Consider the following 17,245-nt stretch of genomic DNA (forward strand, 5'->3'; position numbering starts at 1 on the left):
CCCTTCGATTCGCCACCAGCGTCGCGTGCGGCACACGGCCGGGACAGCGGCGTGATCGCCACGGTTCAAAAGGATCGCGCCACGACGCGGCGGGCTACTCGCCCCGCGTGAAGGTGCGCCGGTACTCGCTCGGCGTGGTGCCGAGGATGCGCTGGAAGTGCGTGCGCAGATTCGCGCCGGTGCCCAGACCGACGTCGGCGGCGATCTGCTCGACGCTCCGCTGCGACCGCTCCAGCAGCTCACGGGCCACGTCGATGCGGGCGCGCATGACCCACTGCATCGGCGTGTACCCCGTGTCCTCGACGAAGCGGCGCGAGAACGTGCGCGGCGAGACCGCCGCGTGCCCGGCGAGAACGTCGAGGGTGAGGGGCTCGCCGAGCCGGTGCAGCGCCCATTCGCGGGTGGCGGCGAACCGCTCGCCCAGCGGCTCCGGCACGCTGCGCGGCACGTACTGGGCCTGGCCGCCGCTGCGGTAGGGGGCCGCGACCAGGCGCCGGGCCGCGTGGTTCGACGCGGCCACGCCGAGGTCGCCGCGCAGGATGTGCAGGCACAGGTCGATGCCCGAGGCGGCGCCCGCCGACGTCAGCACGCTGCCCTCGTCGACGAACAGCACGTTCTCGTCGACCCGGACGAGCGGATGCTTCGCCGCGAGCGCCCGCGCGTAGTGCCAGTGCGTCGTGGCGCGTCTGCCGTCGAGCAGGCCCGTCGCGGCGAGCGCGAAGGCGCCCGTCGAGATGGCGGCGAGCCGCGTGCCCCGGGCGTGGGCCTCGATCAGCGCGTCGACGACGGCCCGCGGCGGGTCGTCGCGGTCCGGGAACCGGTAGCCCGGGATGAAGACGATGTCGGCCCACGCGAGCGCGTCGAGGCCGTCGGCGACGTAGTACGACAGGCCGTCGCCGCCGGTCACGAGGCCGGGGGTCGCCCCGCACACCCGCACCTCGTACGGCATGCTCGCGCGCGTCGTGAACACCTGGGCCGGAATGCCGACGTCGAGCGGCTTCGCGCCCTCGAGCACCAGGACGGCGACGCGATGCGGACGGGAGGACGACGGCGACGGCGACGGCACGGGGACAGGGTACGAGGGGGTGAGCGGGGGGCGTGGTGGTCAGCGGGTGTGCGGCCAGTCCGGTGGTTCGGGCGTGGGCGGGGGGTGAGCCGTGGTGAGGCGGCGGTAGGCGGCGCGGGCCTGGAGGAGGCGGGCCAGGGCCGTGCCGGTGAGGGCGGCGGTGAGGAGGCACGTCAGCCAGAAGGTGTCGCGAGGGTTGGCCCAGGTCAGGACGCCTGCGGGCGGGATGGCGAAGCCGTTGAGGAACAGCCAGCACAGGGCGGCCGTGCCGGGGGCCGCGATGAAGCGGGCGTAGACGCCGAGGAGTGCGGAGAGCAGGGACAGGGCCGCCAGGGCGAGGCCGGGGCGGTCCGTGCCCACCAGCGCGTTCAGGACGGCCACCAGCGCCATCGCGCCCCCGAAGGCCGTCGCCCACACCAAAGGGGTGGCCACGGGTTGGGGGACGGGGCGCGGGCCGCTCCCCAGGGGCACCCACTGGATCACGGGCACGCTCCGGGGGTGTGAGGGCCTCGCGGGACGGGGCGCGCCGCGCCGGGAGGCAGAGGTATCGCGTGTGCCGTCGGGGTGCCCGCTGTGCGGGGTGTGGGGACACCCGTGGGGGTCATGGTGGTGGTTCCTTTCGGTCAGCGGCGTGCCTCGGTGCCGGGTGGGTGTGCCGGGTCCCGGGGTTGAAGGGGGATTGTTCCATCGGGGGGCCGACCTGGCGTTCGGAGGCCGGTTTTCCGGTCTCGTTAGGGTGGCACCGACGGTTGTCCGATGACATATCCGAATCAGACAGGGGGCCAGCCGTGGGTGCACCGCGCCTCAGCAGTACGCCGTTGCCGGGGATCGGGGTCCGCTACGACCTCACGACCAGGGAGCAGCGGCGGATCTCGGTGGTCGCCCATCGGGACGGAGCGCGGACGTTGAGCGCGTACCGGCAGGACGATCCGGACGCGTGCGCGCTGTCGGTACGGCTCACGTCGGGTGAGGCGACCGCGCTCGTCGACGCGCTGGCGCCGGACCACCACAGCCCCAACCTGCTGTCCACCACGGAGTTGGGGCTCGTCGCCGAGCGGATCGAGCTGGCCTCGACGTCGCACTGGAACGGGCGGGTCCTGGGCGACACGCGGATGCGGACCGAGACGGGCGCGTCGATCGTGGCCGTGCTGCGGCGGGCCGAGGCGATTCCGTCGCCGACGCCGGACTTCCGGCTGGCCGGCGGTGACACGCTCATCGTGATCGGCACCCGGGAGGGTGTGGACACCGCCGCCGCGATACTCGGGCGGGAGTGAGCGGTCGTGCACGTCTCCGCTCAGACCGCGGCCCAGTGGGGTGAGGAGGCCGCCGGACACTCCGTGGGGCACCTCGCCGAGCCGTCCTTCTCGCACGCCGCCCGGTATGTCGCCGAGTCGGCCACCACGCACTCGTCCGCCGTCTTCCTGGTGGAGTTCGGGGCGATCATCCTCGGGCTGGGGCTGCTGGGGCGGTTCGCCGGGCGGTTCCGGCTGTCGCCGATACCGCTGTATCTGCTGGCCGGACTCGCCTTCGGGGAGGGCGGGTTGCTGCCCCTCGGCACGAGCGAGGAGTTCGTCGCGATCGGCGCCGAGATCGGCGTGATCCTGCTGCTGCTCATGCTCGGCCTGGAATACACCGCCAGCGACCTCGTCTCCAACCTCAAAACCCAGTACCCCGCCGGACTCGTCGACGCCGCCCTCAACGCCCTGCCCGGCGCCGCCATGGCTCTCCTCCTCGGCTGGGGACCCGTCGCCGCCGTCGTCCTCGCCGGCGTCACCTGGATCTCCTCCTCCGGCGTCATCGCCAAGGTCCTCGGCGACCTCGGCCGCCTCGGCAACCGCGAAACCCCCGTCATCCTCAGCATCCTGGTCCTCGAAGACCTCTCCATGGCCGTCTACCTGCCGATCCTCACCGCGCTCCTGGCCGGGGCCGGTCTCGCGGCGGGCAGCGTCACCCTGGCCGTCGCGCTCGGTACCGCCGGGCTCGTACTGCTGGTGGCCGTGCGCTACGGGCGGCACATCTCGCGCTTCGTCTCCAGCGACGATCCCGAGAAGCTGTTGCTCGTCGTGCTGGGGGTGACGCTCGTCGTCGCCGGGCTCGCGCAGCAGTTGCAGGTGTCGGCGGCGGTGGGCGCGTTCCTGGTGGGCATCGCGCTGTCGGGTGAGGTCGCCGAGGGGGCGCACAGTCTGCTGGCGCCGCTCCGGGACCTGTTCGCCGCCGTGTTCTTCGTCTTCTTCGGGCTGCACACCGATCCCGCCAGCATCCCGCCGGTGCTGCTGCCCGCGCTCGCCCTCGCCGTCGTCACCGCGCTGACGAAGGTCGCCACCGGGTACTGGGCCGCGCGCCGGGCCGGTATCTCCGCCAAGGGGCGCTGGCGGGCGGGCGGCACGCTCGTCGCACGCGGCGAGTTCTCCATCGTCATCGCCGGCCTCGCCGTCACCGCCGGCATCGAACCGTCCCTCGGCCCGCTGGCCACGGCGTACGTCCTCATCCTGGTGATCGTCGGCCCGCTGACCGCCCGGTGGACGGAGCCGGCGGTGATGTGGGTGACCGGCCGTCTGCGCGGGCCCGCGCCGGCCGGCTCGGGAGGGGGAGGTGCCTCGCCGGTGCCCTCGGCCGGAGCACACGAGGCGCTGGACGAGCAGAGCGCGGCCGACCGGGCCTGAGGGGCGGCGTACGGACGGGGGGGCGGCCGGGCGCTCACTGAGCCGTGCCGGCCAGCAGCCAGCGCCGTACGGGTACTTCCAGCAGGACTCGGGTGTCGCCCGGCCGGTGCGGGGCGGTGACGTCCCAGCCGTACTTCACGGCGAAGGCCTCCGCGACGCCCGCGACCCCGGGGATACCCGCGACGTTCGTGTCGTCCGGGTTGCCCGCCGGGAACGGGCCGGGGTGCACCGTGGCCGTCCCCTCCGCCACCACGGGGAACCGGCCGTCCTCCAGCGCCAGAGATACCCGTGCGCACTTCTCGATGTTCCGGACCTTGACCGAGCCCCTGTCCGCGCCGATCCACCAGCTGCCCCGCAGGAACACGAACCACACCGGCGTCACATGCGGCGACCCGTCCGGCCGTACGGTGCAGAGCCATACGTTCCGCTCCACGGTCAGACGGTCGAGCACAGCGGCGGGCAGGGCATCGCGGCCCGCGGGATCCCCGCCGCCCGGGGCGGCCACGTCACCCACGTCCACCCGCGCTTCCCCCCTCTCCATCGGCCTGGCCCGTTCCCTCCTCGAAGCTCGCGAAGTACGCGGCCGCCATGTCCTCGTCGGCGTGGCCCTGGGCGGCGGCGCGGGTGAGGCGGTCGGCGCCGGCGGCGGCCAGGTCGAGGCGTACCCCGTAGCGCTGCCCGGCCTCGACGATCAGGCGGGCGTCCTTGGCGGCGGTGGAGACCGCGAAGGAGGCCGGAGAGAGCCCGCCGTCGAGGATGAGCGCGGACTTGGCGCGCAGATAGCCCATGTCGAGCGGGCCGCCCTCGATGATCTCGAAGAAGGACCGCGGGTCGACGTCGAGGGCCTTGGAGAGGGCCAGGACCTCGCCGGCCGCGTTGGTGGCGGCCAGCACCCAGCTGTTGGCCACCAGCTTGAGCCGGGTCGCGGTGCCCGCCGCGCCGTCCTCACCGGTCCACACCGTACGGGCGCCGACGGCGTCGAAGACGGGTGTCACCGTCCCCCGCCCGTCGAGCGGCCCCGCCGCCAGCACCGTCAGCTGCCCTGCCTCCGCGGGCTGCCGGGTGCCGAGGACCGGGGCGTCGTAGAAGACCAGCCCGTGCTCGTCGGCCAGCGCGGCCAGTTCGGCGACGGCCTCGAGCCCGGCGGTGGTGGACTGGACCCAGGCCGTGCCCGGGCTCAGCGCGGGCCCCGCCTCCCGCATCACGTCCCGGGCCGCGGCCCCGTCGTAGAGCACCGTGAGCACCACATCGGCACCCCGCACGGCCTCCGCCGGGCTTCCGGCGACCTGCGCGCCGTCGGCGGCGAGCGGTTCGGCCTTCGCACGGGTGCGGTTCCACACCCGTACGGTGTGACCGGCGCGGACGAGGTTGCGGGCCATCGCGGCCCCCATGATGCCGGTACCCAGGACACTCACGGTGAGCTTGTCGGTCATGACGTCAACTTCCTGCCGCGTACAGTGCGTTGGCAGTTTCGCAGCTCGGGGCGGGGCGGAGGGGGCTACGACACCGGGCGAACCCCGATGGCGGAGAGACGGATGCGGAGAGACGGATCAGGACGCGTCCCGGCCGGGCCGCATGCGCGGGCGGTGCCGTGGGAAGACCGGGCCACGTGAGCATCGACACGAACAGGTCCTCGACGGGGCCCGCGGGCGGCGGCCTGGACGTACGCCCGGCCTCCGGGTACATCGGCGCCGACATCCACGGCGTCGACCTCGCCGCCCCGCTCGACGACGACACGGTCGCCGGCATCCGGGCGGCGCTGCTCCGCTGGAAAGTCGTGTTCTTCCGGGGGCAGCGGCTGGACCACGCCGGGCAGATCGCCTTCGCGCGCCGCTTCGGGGAGCCGATCCGGCTACGGTCGCGGGGCTCGGTCTCCCCCGCCGGGTACCCCGAGATCGAGACGACGGCCGACCGTCAGGAACTGGGCCGCAAGCACGGCATGGACCAGGCCGAGTGGCTGGAGCGCCGCCGCCACTCCACCCTCCGGGGCTGGCACGCCGACCACACCGCGCGCATCGACCCGCCCGCCCTGACCCTGCTGCGCGCCGAACGGGTGCCCCCGTACGGCGGCGACACCACCTGGGCGAACCTCGCGACCGCGTACGCGGGCCTGTCCGAGCCGGTGCGCCGGTTCGCCGACGGGCTGCGCGCCGAGCACCGTCTCGGCGTCGGGTACCTCGCCCGTTCCGGCCCCGATCCCTACCTGCGCCACCTCCAGGACCACCAGGTCGCGTCCGTCCACCCGGTCGTCCGCGTCCACCCCGAGACCGGCGAACGGGTCCTGTACGTCAACCCGTACTACGTCGAGAACATCGTCGACGTGACCCGGGCGGAGAGCCGGCTCCTGCTGGAGATGTTCGTCGAGCAGATCACGCGCCCCGAGTACACGGTCCGCTTCCGTTGGGAGCCGGGGTCGGTGGCCCTCTGGGACAACCGCGCGACCGTCCACCTGGCCCCCAACGACACCGCCCACCTGGACTTCCAGCGCATCATGCACCGGGTCATGGTCGCCGGTGACCCACCGGTCGGCGTGGACGGCACCCCGTCCAAGTCCCTCTGCGGCACGCCCCTGCACGACCGGAGCGAGTAGGCCGCGGCGGGGGCGCGGGCGGCGGGACACCGCCGGCGCGTGGGCAGGACGCGATTTCGGGTAACCGGCACCCCATGGGTGATGTTCTCGTCGGAACCTGCTCCTGGACCGACCGCGCGCTGCTGGCCAGCGGCTGGTACCCGCGCGGCCACCGCGACCCCGGGCCCCGACTGCGTTACTACGCCGACCAGTTCCCGGTCGTCGAGGTGGACTCCGGCTACTACGCCCTGCCCAGCCGCCGCAACAGCCTCCTGTGGGCCGAGCGGACACCCCCCGAATTCCGCTTCGACGTCAAGGCGTTCTCCCTCCTCACCGGCCACCCGACCCGCCCGGCGTCCCTGCCCCCTGACCTCAGGGAATCCCTCGGGCCCGACCTGCGCCGCCGGGCCCCCGCCGCCGTACTGGACCGGGTCTGGGAGCGGTTCGCCCACGCCATCGAGCCGTTGCGGACGGCGGGTCGGCTGGGCGCGGTCCTGTTCCAGTTCCCCCCGTGGTTCGCGCCGGGACGGCCGACGGAGGGGGCGGAGGGGGCGGAGGGGCCTCACGAGCCCTACGGGCCTGCCGGGCTGAACGGGCATTCGCCGGAGAAGACGCTGGAGGAGTGCGCGGAGCGTACGGCAGGCTGGCCCGTCTCGGTCGAGTTCCGGCACCCGGCGTGGTGGCGGGGCGAACAGGCCGACCGTACGGCGGCGTTACTCTCCCGGCTCGGCTTCGTGGCCGTGGGGGTCGACATGGCCCAGGGGCTGGAGTCCTCCCTGCCGCCCCTCGCCCCCGTCACCTCCCCCGAGCTCGCCGTCGTACGGTTCCACGGCCGCAGCCCCGCCTGGGGCACCGGCAGCAAGGAGGACCGTTTCCGGTACGCGTACTCCGAGCCCGAACTCGCCGCGTGGGCACCCCGGTTACGGAAGGCGGCCGCCCAGGTCGACGAGCTGCACGTCCTCTTCAACAACTGCTGCGCCGACGCGGCGGTGAGGGCGGCGGAGACGATGCGGCGAGTCCTCGGCACGAGCTGACCCGGGCGGGTCGGACGAGCCCTAGCTCACCCGTACCGACTTCTCCACCGTGACCTGGTCGATCTCCGTCGTGCGGACCGTGAGCTTCATCGTCCACTTGCCGGGCAGGGGGAGCTGGAGGGTGTCGGTGGCCCAGTAACCGCCGCGATCGGTGAGCTTCGCGTCGATCGGGCCGATCTTCTGGGCCTTCAGGGTGAAGGTGAGGCGCAGCTCCGGGACGGTGGCGATGCCGTCGTCGGGGCCGAAGACCACGGCCTGCACGGAGTTCTTGCCCACCCGGCCCGGGCCGAGGTCGATCTGGACCTTGCCGTGACCGTTCGGGGTGCCGACGTCGAAGGGGAGCACCGACGAGGAGGCCGTGACCCCACCCGCCGCCTGGCCCGCGCTCTCCTGGGCGATCTCCGCCGCCGCCCGGCCCGGCAGGGTCCCCGTCAGCACGGTGGTGATCACCAACACGACGACCGCGACGGTGAACTCCGCGAGCACGGACCGCCGCAGCGCTTGGCGCGGCATGTCACCGGGGGCGTCGTCCTCGTCATCCGGTGAGCCGGAGGCACCGGTGGGCCCTGAGCCATCGGTGGGCCCTGAGGAGTCGGGGGCGCCGGAGGAGTCTGCGGCACCGGAAGAGCTTGAGGACTCGGAGGAGTCAGAGGCGGCGGAGGCGGCGGAGGAGTTGGAGGAGTCGGAAGCGGCGTCGGCCTCGGCGGCGCCCACTCGCTCGGGCACCCGCACCGGCGCCGCCACGGCCGCCGAGACGCTCACCGCCGCCGGTACGGCCGCCCCCACCGCCCCACGCGACCCTGCGACCGACTCACCGGCCACGGCCCCGGCCCCGGCCCCGGTTTCGTCCCCGGCCCGCCGGGCACGCTCGGCCGCCCCCAGCCGTCCCGTCCAACGCCGCGAGAACGCCGCCGCCACCAGAAGCATCAGCACCGCGACCAACTTGGCGACGAGGACCTCCCCGTACGCCGTGGAGGTGAAGGCGGACCAGGAGCCGAGGCCGCGCCAGGACTGGTAGACGCCGGTGACGACGAGGACGACCACCGACGCGAACGCGAGCCGCGAGAACCGGTCGACCACGGCGGCCGTCAGGGTCCTCGGCGCCCGGTACAGGACGGTCAGCAGCGCGGTCAGCCCGCCCAGCCAGACGGCCATGGCGAGCAGGTGCAGCACGGACGAGGTCATCGCGACCGGCACCTGGATACCGGCGGAAGCGTGCTCGGCGGCCGCCCAGGTCCCGGCGAGCCCGACGGAGAGCAGCGCCCCGCAGACGAGCGCGCCCTTCCCCCACTCCTGCCGCTCCCCCTGGCGGCGTACGCGCACCAGGAGGACGGCGGCCAGCGCGAGCAGCCCCAGCCGGGCCAGCAGCGCGAGACCCGGCCGGCTGACCAGCGTGTCGCGCAGGACGGAGAGGTCGAGGGCGGCCCCGATGCCGCTGCCCCGCTCGTACGGTCCGCGGAGCAGCAGCAGGGTCGCCGAGGAGAGCAGCAGGGCCAGCCAGCCGGCCAGCAGCAGCTTGCGCAGCGCCTCGCCGGGCCCGCGGAGCACGACCGCCAGGAAGAAGGTCACGCCGATGAGCAGGGCGAGGGCGCCGTACGCGAAGTAGCGGGTGATGTCGTAGAGGGAGGCGGTGAGGGGGTCCTCGGCGAGGTCGTCCGGGAGGACCGCGGCCGTCGCGGAGGGCTCCCCGATGGAGAAGATCAGGGCACCCGAGATGGGGTGGCTGTCGGCCGAGATCACCCGCCAGGCGATCGTGTACGTGCCGTCGTCGAGGCCGGTGGGAAGGGTGACCCGAGCCGTGTCGGCCCGGTCGCCCGCGCGCCCCGGCTTGCCCGTGTCGACCGCCCGGTTCTCCGGGTCGACGACGCGGATGGAGTCCGCCAGCAGGCTCACCGACTCGGTGAAGCGGAGGGTGACGTCCCGGGGAGCGGCGTCGAGGACGCTCCCGTCGACGGGATCGCTTCCCTTGAGAGCGGCGTGCGCGGACGCGCTACCCGCCCCGCCGAGGAGACTCAGGAGCAGCACGGCACCCAGCAGCACCAGACGCTGGAGTGCCCGCCCCCACCCGCCGATTCCGGCGCGCGGCCGCGCACCTCTGTCCTGGTCCCGCCTCTCGACCCGGCCCCGGGTTCGAACTCTGCCTTCCCAGCTCCTGGCCCTGTCGTCGACTGGGTCGCTGTACCTGCCTAGGTCCACGTAGTGCTCCGGATCCACGGTCGCCGGCTCTCGGACTCCTCGAACAGGTACGCACACCACGAACGCCGCGTTCAACGCGATCCGCCCCTGTCCCTCCGCCCCTGTCCCTCCACCCCGGGCCCCGGTCCCACCGGGCTCCCGGCCCGCCACCGCCCCTACGCCCGCCCGAGCTCCCCTATCTCCGCGGCCCGGTCCGGGTACAGCCGAGCCAGCTCCGCGGCGTCCCCGTGCTCGTACCCCTCGAAGGTGAACCCCGGCGCCATCGTGCACCCGAACAGGGTCCAGCCCCCGCCGCCCGCGCCCGCGCCGCCCGCAGGACCGCCCAGAACCCGCGCCCCCATCCAGGTCCCCGCGGGCACGACGTACTGCACGTGCTGGCCGCCGAGCACGTCCGGCCCGAGGACGACGATCCGCGAGGACCCGTCGGGGGCGAGCAGCAGCATCCGGAGCGGAGCGCCGAGGTGGAAGTGCCAGATCTCGTCGCCGGGCAGCCGGTGCAGGGCGGAGTAGTCGCCGGGTTCGGTGGTGAGCAGGGCGACGATCGCGGTCCCCTCGGGCCGCCCGTCGCCCCGCTCGGGCCCGGCCCACGTCTGGCGGAAGCGTCCACCCTCGCGCGGTATGGGCTCCAACTCGTAGTGCCCTATGAGGTCTTCGGGAGTCATCCGCCCGAGGCTACGCCCACCACGCGAACTACTGACCGAACACGGTCTCCCGGCGCAGGAACGCCAACCGGGCCCGCTTCTCGGGCAGATACACCTCCGGCAGATCGATCTCCGGCAGGACGACGACCGGCCCGGGCTCGAACCCCTGCCGGGTGAACCGCGCGATCGCCTTCTCGTTCCGCTCGTCCGGATCGACGACGACCCGCCGCCGGTCCAGCCCGACGAACACGTACGCCGTGAAGGCCGCCAGCACCGAGGAGGACCACCCCGGCCGCGCTCCCCCGTCCCCGGCGGGCGCGAGCAGCACATGGACGCCGATGTCCCCGGGCTGGACGTCGTAGCACTCGCCGACCCGGTCGGCCTCCGGCTCGTACGTCTGCAGCAGCCCGACGGGCTCGCCGTCGTGCACCGCGAGGTAGGCGTGGTGCGTGTCGAAGGCGTCCATGCCCGCGTAGACCTCCCGCACCTGCTCCTCCGTGAGCCCGTTCATGCCCCAGAACGCGGCCCTCGGTTCCCTCACCCAGCCGTGCACCACGGCGGAATCGGCCCCGGCGTCCAACGGCAGGATCCGCATGGTCCCGAACCCGTCCACCACCTGCTCATGCACGGCCGCACGATCGGCGTACGGCACACCGGGCTCCCGCGTCCCCCGCGTCCCCCCAGTCCCCCGCGTGTCAGTGGTCATGGCGCTTCTCCTCGCTGCTGTGGTCGGTGTGCTCGTCCTCGGTGAGCTGGTCCCAGTCGGTGACGACCGGTACGAGATCCCCCCGGAGCCAGAGGGGGAGTTGATCGCGGTGGTGGGCCGAACCGCCGACGCCGGACGCCCCGAACGGCACCACCCAGAGGCTGTCCTCGCGCCGGGCCAGGTCCCAGACGTACCGGGCGGCGGGTCCGCGAGCGCTGAGGTCGGTGATGCCGGGGACCGCGGAGGTGCAGAGCACACAGTCGTGATCCCCGGCGAGCCCCGGCTCGGTGACGACACCCGGGCGAAGGTCGGCGCCGTCCTCCGGCAGCGCGCGCCATGGCACGAGCTTGTGGGTGTCGCCCCAGCGGCCGATGTCACGACCGGCGACCTCCTCCAGCGCCTCCCGCACGAGGGCGACCCGGTCGATCCCGTACAACTCCTCGGCCCTGAGCAGGTGTTCGAGCGCGAATCCGATCCGTACGGTGAGCGACAGCCACGGGCGGAAGACCTCGGGGTACGCCGGCGGGACCGCGAGCGCCGCGAAGGCGGGCTCCGCGGCCAGCCGCCGTACGACGGCCCCTCGCACCGCCGCGTACTCCGCCGCGACGACGCTGTCGACCGCCATCCGCCGATCCCAACCCAGCAGCCGCTCACCCAGCGCGACCGCGTGGTCCACGGGAGCGTCGGCGGCTGCTTCTGCGGCGGTGGCGGTGGCGGTGGCGGTGGCGGTGGCGGTGGCGGTGGCGGTGGCGGTGGCCACGATCTCCAACAGGGGCCCTGCGGAGGCCAGATGGGTGTCCATGTGGATCGTGGGCATGTCCGCGGCGGACCACACCCGCTTCTCGTCCAGCATCGCGCGGATGCGTTCCGCCCGGTGCGGCGGGGCGAACTCGACGCCCAACGGGGTCGCCGGACCACGCTGGTTGGCCATCACCGCGACACCGTCCTCGAACGTTCCGTACGGCGTCTCGTGCCACCCCTCCCACTCGTGCCCCGGCTCCCAGGCCGCGACGACCCGGGTCCGGTTGTCCCGGCTCCGCACCGGAACCCGGCCCGCCACCCGATGCAGCACCCCGCCCCGCGTGTCCGCGGCCTGTACGACGTTCACCGGCTCGGCCCACCGGTCGAACGCCCGGTCCACATCGGCGACTTCACGGGCCCGGAGGAGCGGCAGCAGCGCCCCGATCCCGAGGTCCTCGGTGACCCGGGGCGGATACCGGAGACTGAGCGGACCGACGGGATCGACGGCACCGGACCGGTCGGCGGCATCGGGCTGAGCGGTGGCATCAGGCTGAGTGGCGGCGTCTGCCGGGGCGGCGGCGTCCAGGCCCCCGATGACGACCGGCCCCCGAGGGGTCTCGATCACCTCCACCTCGACGGGCTCCCCGCCCGCGACCTCGATGACCTCCACATGCCTGTGCACGGCCCGCCACACCCCATCGGGATCGAGCGCCTCGACGACACCTCCGCCACCACCCTCGTCCCCACCCCCATCCCTGTCCGCGTACCGCAGCCGCTCCCGGTACAGGTCCTGGTAGTCGGCCATGGCGTTGGTGATGGCCCAGGCCACCTCGCCGGTGTGGCCGAAGTGGGCGATGCCGGGCATACCCGGGACCGCGAGGCCGACGACGTCGAACTCGGGGCAGGAGAGGTGGATCTGCTGGTAGACCCCGGGCTCCTCGATGAACCGGTGCGGATCACCGGCGATGACGGCCTGTCCGGTGCTCGTCCGGGACCCGTCGACGAGCCACCCGTTGCTGCCGGACGTGGCGGGCCCGTCGGTGGCGAAGAGCCCGATCGCGTCGGCGCCGAGATGGCGTACGGCCTCCTCGCGCCAGAGCTTGGCGGGGAACCCGGCGAACAGGATGTGCGTGGCGAGCCAGACCCCGAGCGGGTGCCATGCCTCCCAGCGCCCGGGTACGAGCCCGACGCGAGCGAACTCGGGGGCGCGCCGACCGCCCTCGGCAAGACCGTCGTTCACGCCCTCCACGTACGCGCGGACCCAGTCGGCGCTCTCCGGGTCCGTGCTCTCCAGCCGGGCGAAGCATCTTCGGGCCGTGTCCTCCAGACGGGCCCGTCTCGCGAACCGGTCCCAGCCGAGGGAGTCCACGCCGAGGAAGGCCGCCGAGGTGCCCTGGACGCGGTGGCGTTCGACCTCCAGCTGCCAGGCCCGGTCGAGGGCGGTCACCCGGCCCTGGGCGTGGGCGAGGACGCGGGCGTCGGCGGCGCGCAGGTGCGGAATGCCCCAGGCGTCACGGAAGATCCCATGACCCGTGTGGCTCGAATCGTTCCCCCGAGCATGTCCCCGCGCACCGCTGATGTCCCGCATCTCTGTATCCCACCTGTGGTTTAGGTTAGCCTCACCTAAGCAATCCGTGATCAAAGCGTACGTGAAGGGTGCAGAAGCCATGGGCCAGGGGCACGGTTGGGAGGGGGCGGTCCTCAAACTGCTCCGGGGGAAGGACTTCGTCTTCACGGTGACCGGTGCGGAACAAGTCACCGAGCACTACCGCCGGGTCCACCTCACCGACGGCGGCATGCTCGCGGTCACGGGCGTCCACCCGACGATGTGGGTCCGCCTCTGGTTCGAGGCCGCCGGCAAACCGCACCAGCGGGCGTACACGCTGGTCGACCCCGACCCGGCCGCCGGCACCTTCAGCCTGGAGTTCGCCCTGCACGACGGTCACGCCAGCGACTGGGCCCGCACCGCGAAGCCGGGCGACACCATCGAGGCCACGGTCCAGGGCACCGCCTTCACCGAGCCCGACCCGGCCCCCTCCCACATCCTCGCCATCGGCGACCCGGCCTCCCTCCCCGCCATCAACTCCCTCCTCACCGCCCTCCCCTCCACCCCGACGACGATCTGGTTCGAGACACCTACGGAGGCGGTGGAGACGGCGGAGACGGCAGGGGCGGCGCCCGAGCTGCAGGCATCGGTGTCCGTGGCCACGTCACGGCCGGACGCGGGGCCGTCGGCAGCCGCACCGGTCGCCATCAGGAGCGACGTCGTGGAGGACGAAGCCGGGTCGGCGGTGGAGCCCGCCGGACACGGCGCCGGCGCCGCCGTCCTCAGCGGTGCGCAGGACCCGTCCGACGGCGTCCGGGACCGAGCCGCAGTCCCCATCCCCACCCCCGGCGCGGGCGGCCTTCCCCTCCGTCTCGATCCCGCCCACCACGACTTCCGCCCGATCGCCCGCCAGGACGCCGGCGCCCGCCTGATCACCCAGGTGAAGGCCGACGCCCCCGCGCTCCTCGCCGAGACCCCCGACCCCTACGTCTGGATCGCCTGCGACACGGCGACGACCCGATCCCTGGCGGCGTACTTCCGCAAGGAGCTGGGCCTCCCGAAGCACCGCATGCACGCCCTGGGTTACTGGCGCCCGTGACGACGCCCCGCCGCCGCACCCACCGCCTCCGCCTCCCCTTCACCCCGGGGGCCGGGCTGCGGCTCAGCGGCAGAAGGGTGATCATCGGGGCATGAACGTCACCCTTCACCTCGCCCAGGACCCAGAGGCGGACGAGCTCCTCGGCCGCAGTCCCCTCGCCGCACTGGTCGGCATGCTGCTGGACCAGCAAGTACCGATGGAGTGGGCGTTCAAGGGCCCCTGGACCATCGCCCAACGCCTCGGCGCGACCGACCTGGACGCCCACGAGATCGCGGCGACCGACCCCGAGTCCTTCGCCGCGCTGCTCTCCACCAAGCCGGCGGTCCACCGCTACCCGGGCTCCATGGCGAAGCGGATCCAGCAGCTGTGCCAGTACCTCGTCGAGCACTACGACGGTGACGCGAGCGCGGTGTGGCAGGACGTGACGACCGGCAAGGAACTCCTCTCCCGCCTCGAATCCCTCCCCGGCTTCGGCCGCCAGAAGGCCCAGATCTTCCTGGCCCTCCTCGGCAAGCAACTCGGCGTCCACCCCACCGGCTGGCGCGAAGCGTCCGGCTCCTACGGCGACCCCGACTCCTTCCGCTCCGTCGCCGACATCAAGGGACCCGACTCCCTGGCCAAGGTCCGCGCCCACAAACAGGAGATGAAGGCAGCGGCCAAAGCGGCGAAGGCCTCCGGCGAGTAACGCCAAATCCCTGGGACGCACGCCGGGCGAGTCGTACGCCGAACGCCTGGGGCGCACGCCGGACGAGTCGTACGCCGAACGCCTGGGACGCGCGCCGGGCGAGTCGTACGCCGAACGCCCGGGACGCGCCGGGCGGGTCGTACTCCGACCGAGCGGATCTCCCGCCCCACCCGATGCGCGCGCCCCCGCATCGGGAAAACATCCGCCGTGCCCCCCATCGCCCGCTCCCGCCCCCCGGACACCCCCCGTGTCCGAGCGAGGCGGTACGCCCGGCGCAGAACCTGGCTGCGGGTGCTCGCACTGACCGTCGCGCTCCTCGTCCCCACCGCCCACACCGCCACGCACGCCGCCGCCACCCTCCCGCCCACGCTCTCGAGCGAACTCCCCACGACCGAGTACGACCTCCTCGAGAACGCCCCCCGCCCCCAGACCCGCCACACCCCGCGCCCGGTCAGCCCACCGCGCTCCGCGCCGGTCGCGTCCCCGCGCCCCTCACCGGCGCCGCCGCACGGCCACCTGTTCCTCCCCGCCCCTCCCTGGCCCCGGCCCCCGTACGCCCTGCACGCCCTGCGCTCCGTGGTCCTGCGCTGCTGAGAGAGCCCCCAACTCACCCACAGCCACTGACCACCCCCAGCACAGGAACAGGAGACCCCCCATGCCCGCAGACCCGTACACGGTCCTTCGCGCGCTCCTCCAGGCAGAGGCCCTACGCAGCGCCCCCAAGTCGGAATCCGAACGTAATTCCGAACACTCCCGCACCCCGGACGCGGACGATCAGCCGCGCCAAGACCCGAACCACAGCTGATCCACCCGCTCCGACCGAACCGACTCACCTCTGGTGAAGCGCCCTGGACCCCACCAGCTTCAGGGCGTTCACCCCTGCCGCCCACGGGCCCCGCACGCAGGAGCCGGTGGAAAGTGCGGCGCGAAGCGCGCCGGAAGCCCGGCTGAAGTCCGGAAGACATCCCGGCGAAGGCTCGTGGAAGCCGAGGAGGGGTCGGTCCACGAGCCCGGACAATCGCCCGGCGACACCTCGCGGCGACCTCTGCGCGCCCCCGAAAAAGCCCCACCGAGCACCCACGACCGCCACCAGACCCCCACAGAATGACCCGTTTGCCCCGCTTCACGGCGCCTTTTCCGGGGTCGCACTCCGTCGCCATGGCTGCGCCCGGAACGTCTCGACCGGTAGGCTTTCCGTGTGATCTTCAAGCGCATCGGAAACGGCCGGCCGTACCCCGACCACGGCCGGGAAAGCACCCGGCAGTGGGCGGACGTCGCGCCGCGCCCGGTCCGCCTCGATCAGCTCGTGACGACCAAGGGGCAGCTGGACCTGGAGACCCTCCTCGCCGAGGACTCCACCTTCTACGGCGACCTCTTCGCGCACGTGGTGAAGTGGCAGGGCGATCTGTACCTGGAGGACGGCCTCCACCGCGCCGTCCGCGCCGCCCTCCAACAGCGCCAGGTGCTCCACGCCCGCGTCCTCGAACTGGACTGACCCCTCACCGCGGGCAGTTCGTACCCGCGCCCGTCCGGTCGCCGGTTGGCCCTTTCGGGTTGGACTGCAGCGCGGTGAATGATCATCTAGTAGGCATCGCCGTCCAACGGCACTACGCTGCGCCCATGAGCATGCTGACTCCTCCTGGCATGGGCGGCCAGTACCGGATCACGGGGGACAAGTACCCGAGGCTGCGCCGGCCCAAGAGGCGTCGCAGGCTCGTCCTCGCCGTCGTCGCGTCCGCGACCGCCCTCGGCCTCGTCGGCTGGGGAACCCTGCAGCTCATCGACGTCTTCACCGGCGACGGGGACCAGGCCGCGGCGGCCGGCCCCAAGGCGGACTGCGCGACCCGGGTGAGCCCGTCCCCGAAGGCGAGCGGCTCGGCCGGGAAGCCCGGCAAGGCCGGTACGGCGGCGAAGGGCTTCCCCGCACCCGGCAAGATCACCGTCAACGTCCTCAACGCCACGCCCCGCGCGGGCCTCGCCAAGGACACCGCCGACGAGCTGAAGAAGCGCGGCTTCCGCATCGGGAACGTGGGCAACGCGACCAAGGAGTACGACAAGAAGGTCAAGGGCGCCGCGATACTGCTCGGCGCGAAGGCCGCCGAGGGCACGGCGCTGCCGGTCCTCAACACGCAGCTCGCCGGGGCGCAGCTGAAGACCGACGGCCGTACGAAGGCCACCGAGGTGGACCTGATCATCGGTACCGCCTTCAAGGCCCTCAGCAAGCAGAAGGACGCCGACAAGGCACTGGCCGACCTGACCAGTCCCAAGCCGACGCCCACCACGACGAAGACCTGCTGAC

Annotated in this window: 17 protein-coding genes; 9 read left to right on the forward strand and 8 right to left on the reverse strand. The window is 73.3% G+C overall.

Annotated features, from left to right (window positions below; genetic code table 11):
- Positions 1-94 precede the first annotated feature (94 nt).
- A complete protein-coding gene (locus tag L3078_RS22025; protein ID WP_239755704.1) occupies positions 95-1,066 on the reverse strand; it encodes a GlxA family transcriptional regulator in 972 nt (323 codons plus the stop codon).
- A gap of 39 nt (positions 1,067-1,105) precedes the next feature.
- The gene (locus tag L3078_RS22030; protein WP_239760415.1) at positions 1,106-1,549 is read right to left on the reverse strand and encodes a hypothetical protein; all 444 of its coding nucleotides are present in this window, start codon (positions 1,547-1,549) and stop codon (positions 1,106-1,108) included.
- 305 nt (positions 1,550-1,854) lie between these two features.
- Here L3078_RS22030 and L3078_RS22035 point away from each other — a divergent pair, with 305 nt between their 5' ends.
- Both L3078_RS22035 and L3078_RS22040 read left to right on the forward strand, forming a co-directional pair.
- Positions 1,855-2,340, forward strand: coding sequence for a cation:proton antiporter regulatory subunit (locus L3078_RS22035; RefSeq protein ID WP_239755705.1), 486 nt, complete (start codon positions 1,855-1,857; stop codon positions 2,338-2,340).
- A gap of 147 nt (positions 2,341-2,487) precedes the next feature.
- Entirely contained in the window at positions 2,488-3,729 is a 1,242-nt protein-coding gene (locus L3078_RS22040; RefSeq protein ID WP_239760416.1) for a cation:proton antiporter, read from the forward strand.
- 34 nt (positions 3,730-3,763) lie between these two features.
- On the opposite strand, the gene L3078_RS22045 is transcribed toward L3078_RS22040, so the two are convergent.
- Positions 3,764-4,249 carry a pyridoxamine 5'-phosphate oxidase family protein gene (locus L3078_RS22045; RefSeq protein ID WP_338059515.1) on the reverse strand — a complete coding sequence of 162 codons (486 nt, stop codon included), beginning with the start codon at positions 4,247-4,249 and terminating at the stop codon, positions 3,764-3,766.
- Complete coding sequence (locus L3078_RS22050; RefSeq protein WP_239755706.1) at positions 4,236-5,162, reverse strand: NAD(P)-dependent oxidoreductase; 927 nt, start codon at positions 5,160-5,162, stop codon at positions 4,236-4,238. Before L3078_RS22050 ends, L3078_RS22045 begins: the two co-directional genes overlap by 14 nt.
- A 176-nt stretch (positions 5,163-5,338) precedes the next feature.
- Here L3078_RS22050 and L3078_RS22055 point away from each other — a divergent pair, with 176 nt between their 5' ends.
- Together L3078_RS22055 and L3078_RS22060 are read left to right on the forward strand one after the other, a co-directional pair.
- Entirely contained in the window at positions 5,339-6,319 is a 981-nt protein-coding gene (locus L3078_RS22055) for a TauD/TfdA dioxygenase family protein (RefSeq protein ID WP_239755707.1), read from the forward strand.
- A gap of 74 nt (positions 6,320-6,393) precedes the next feature.
- Positions 6,394-7,332 (forward strand): DUF72 domain-containing protein, encoded by a 939-nt coding sequence (locus L3078_RS22060; protein ID WP_239755708.1) that lies wholly within the window; start codon positions 6,394-6,396, stop codon positions 7,330-7,332.
- A gap of 21 nt (positions 7,333-7,353) precedes the next feature.
- Here the strand turns inward: L3078_RS22060 and L3078_RS22065 are convergent, their stop codons facing one another.
- The 4 genes from L3078_RS22065 to L3078_RS22080 all read right to left on the reverse strand — a co-directional run bounded on the left by L3078_RS22065 (position 7,354) and on the right by L3078_RS22080 (position 13,204).
- Entirely contained in the window at positions 7,354-9,546 is a 2,193-nt protein-coding gene (locus L3078_RS22065; RefSeq protein WP_420864085.1) for a copper resistance CopC/CopD family protein, read from the reverse strand.
- 137 nt (positions 9,547-9,683) lie between these two features.
- Positions 9,684-10,190, reverse strand: coding sequence for a cupin domain-containing protein (locus L3078_RS22070; protein WP_239755710.1), 507 nt, complete (start codon positions 10,188-10,190; stop codon positions 9,684-9,686).
- A gap of 28 nt (positions 10,191-10,218) precedes the next feature.
- Positions 10,219-10,875, reverse strand: coding sequence for a GNAT family N-acetyltransferase (locus L3078_RS22075; protein ID WP_420864086.1), 657 nt, complete (start codon positions 10,873-10,875; stop codon positions 10,219-10,221).
- Positions 10,865-13,204, reverse strand: coding sequence for a penicillin acylase family protein (locus tag L3078_RS22080; RefSeq protein ID WP_239755711.1), 2,340 nt, complete (start codon positions 13,202-13,204; stop codon positions 10,865-10,867). The genes L3078_RS22075 and L3078_RS22080 overlap by 11 nt, the downstream gene beginning before the upstream one ends.
- A 61-nt stretch (positions 13,205-13,265) precedes the next feature.
- Here L3078_RS22080 and L3078_RS22085 point away from each other — a divergent pair, with 61 nt between their 5' ends.
- The 5 genes from L3078_RS22085 to L3078_RS22105 all read left to right on the forward strand — a co-directional run bounded on the left by L3078_RS22085 (position 13,266) and on the right by L3078_RS22105 (position 17,244).
- Positions 13,266-14,261: a siderophore-interacting protein gene (locus L3078_RS22085; RefSeq protein ID WP_239755712.1), complete on the forward strand. Its 996-nt coding sequence runs from the start codon at positions 13,266-13,268 to the stop codon at positions 14,259-14,261.
- Between the two features lie 91 nt (positions 14,262-14,352).
- Entirely contained in the window at positions 14,353-14,946 is a 594-nt protein-coding gene (locus tag L3078_RS22090; RefSeq protein WP_239755713.1) for an HhH-GPD-type base excision DNA repair protein, read from the forward strand.
- Between the two features lie 291 nt (positions 14,947-15,237).
- Positions 15,238-15,540, forward strand: a complete 303-nt coding sequence (locus L3078_RS22095) for a hypothetical protein (RefSeq protein WP_239755714.1) — start codon at positions 15,238-15,240, stop codon at positions 15,538-15,540.
- A gap of 604 nt (positions 15,541-16,144) precedes the next feature.
- On the forward strand, positions 16,145-16,441 hold the full coding sequence (locus L3078_RS22100; protein WP_003999914.1) for a type II toxin-antitoxin system VapB family antitoxin: 297 nt from the start codon (positions 16,145-16,147) through the stop codon (positions 16,439-16,441).
- Between the two features lie 149 nt (positions 16,442-16,590).
- Complete coding sequence (locus tag L3078_RS22105) at positions 16,591-17,244, forward strand: LytR C-terminal domain-containing protein (protein ID WP_239760419.1); 654 nt, start codon at positions 16,591-16,593, stop codon at positions 17,242-17,244.
- Position 17,245 lies beyond the last annotated feature (1 nt).

This window comes from Streptomyces deccanensis (genome assembly GCF_022385335.1).
Classification (GTDB): Bacteria; Actinomycetota; Actinomycetes; order Streptomycetales; family Streptomycetaceae; genus Streptomyces; species Streptomyces deccanensis.

Coding starts and splice junctions, on each gene's coding strand:
- L3078_RS22050 (WP_239755706.1), bottom strand. CDS start 5,162: ATGACCGACAAGCTCACCGTGAGTGTCCTGGGTACCGGCATCATGGGG.
- L3078_RS22060 (WP_239755708.1), top strand. CDS start 6,394: ATGGGTGATGTTCTCGTCGGAACCTGCTCCTGGACCGACCGCGCGCTG.
- L3078_RS22070 (WP_239755710.1), bottom strand. CDS start 10,190: ATGACTCCCGAAGACCTCATAGGGCACTACGAGTTGGAGCCCATACCG.
- L3078_RS22075 (WP_420864086.1), bottom strand. CDS start 10,875: ATGACCACTGACACGCGGGGGACTGGGGGGACGCGGGGGACGCGGGAG.
- L3078_RS22080 (WP_239755711.1), bottom strand. CDS start 13,204: ATGCGGGACATCAGCGGTGCGCGGGGACATGCTCGGGGGAACGATTCG.
- L3078_RS22090 (WP_239755713.1), top strand. CDS start 14,353: ATGAACGTCACCCTTCACCTCGCCCAGGACCCAGAGGCGGACGAGCTC.
- L3078_RS22105 (WP_239760419.1), top strand. CDS start 16,591: ATGGGCGGCCAGTACCGGATCACGGGGGACAAGTACCCGAGGCTGCGC.